This window comes from Citrobacter sp. wls826 (assembly GCF_005281245.1).
In the GTDB taxonomy this organism is placed as follows: domain Bacteria; phylum Pseudomonadota; class Gammaproteobacteria; order Enterobacterales; family Enterobacteriaceae; genus Citrobacter; species Citrobacter braakii.
This window is the reverse complement of record NZ_SZWS01000023.1, coordinates 80,445-81,979: the sequence shown is the minus strand read 5'-3', so window position 1 is coordinate 81,979 and position 1,535 is coordinate 80,445. Positions and strand designations below refer to the sequence as shown.

Sequence of the window (1,535 nt, the reverse complement as noted above, 5' to 3'; positions counted from 1 at the left end):
TGGCGTTCCCCCCGGCAGCGGCGGTATTGACGCTCAGGGAGCGTTCAATGTACAGCCTCTCCAGCAGAATATTGCTTTCGCCACGGGCAAAGCCCTGGACTGATACAATCGCCCCTTCGCGGGCAGCTACCGCTTCGCACAGTGAACGCAGTTGGTCGGAATCGCCGTGGAAAATAACGGCATCAAACGGCTGCGTAGTGATGTTGTCCGCTTTGGCAAACTGGATGCGCCCGGAGACGGCGGCTGGCAGACGTTTTGCCAGTTCACGATGGAACGCATCATCTGGCCACAGGATTAAGCTACCAACGGAAGCCACAGCGGCAACCTGTACCAGCGCGTCCTGTTCATCATCGGCGATACACAGTACGCGTTCACGCGGCAACAGCGTCCAGGTATTGCGCTCGCCAGTGGGTCCTGGCAGCAGACGCTGGGTACCAGCCTGCGCCAGTTCGCCAAACTGCTGGCAGAGCGCATGCAGCGAGGGTCGATCGGTTGCCCATTCGCTGAGCGCTTCCAGCGGCTGAACGAGTGCAGCTTTAAGCTGCGCATCGACCGGGTAGTCGGCATCCTGGCGGGCAAGCGTAATGCCTAACGCATTTTCCGGGCGGTTAGCCAGCAGGCGATACAGATACAGCGGTCCACCTGCTTTTGGCCCGGTACCAGACAAGCCTTCGCCACCGAATGGCTGAACGCCGACAACGGCACCGACCATATTGCGGTTAACGTACAGGTTCCCCACGTGTGCCGATCCTGTGACCTGGGCGATGGTTTCATCGATACGAGTGTGTACGCCCAGCGTCAGGCCGTAGCCGGAAGCATTAATTTGCTCAATCAGGTTGCCCAGATTGTTACGGGTGTAGCGCACGACGTGCAGTACCGGACCAAACACCTCTTTTTGTAATTCGTCGAAGCTTTCCAGCTCGATCAGCGTCGGAGCAATAAATGTACCGGTTTGCCATTCACGCGCATCGTCGCTGTTTTCGCGCACGGCCTGAAACACCGGGCGTCCTTTGGCGCGCATGGCCTGAATATGGCGCTCAATATTGGTTTTGGCTTCTTCATCAATTACCGGCCCAATATCGGTGGTCAGGCGACCTGGATTACCCATGCGACATTCCGCCATCGCGCCGCGTAGCATTTTCAGCGTATGGTCGGCTACATCATCCTGCAGACACAGGACGCGCAGCGCGGAGCAGCGCTGTCCGGCGCTGTCAAACGCTGAAGCCAGAACGTCGACCACGACCTGTTCCGTCAACGCGGAGGAGTCGACAATCATTGCGTTCATCCCACCGGTTTCGGCGATAAGCGGGATTGGACGCCCCTGAGCATCAAGGCGGGTGGCAATATTGCGTTGCAACAGCGTGGCGACTTCCGTTGAGCCGGTAAACATGACGCCGCGTACGCGCTCATCGGAAGTGAGCTGCGCCCCGACGGTTTCACCCTGACCAGGCAACAGTTGCACCACGCCCGGCGGTACACCCGCTTCGAGCAAAATAGCGATGCCCTGGGCGGCAATTAACGGGGTTTGTTCCGCC

At 58.9% G+C, this 1,535-nt stretch carries 1 protein-coding gene; it reads right to left on the bottom strand.

The window, feature by feature from the left end:
- Positions 1-1,535, bottom strand: a 1,535-nt coding sequence (locus tag FDW87_RS21830; protein ID WP_252363015.1) for an L-glutamate gamma-semialdehyde dehydrogenase, incomplete at both ends; no start/stop codon positions are given.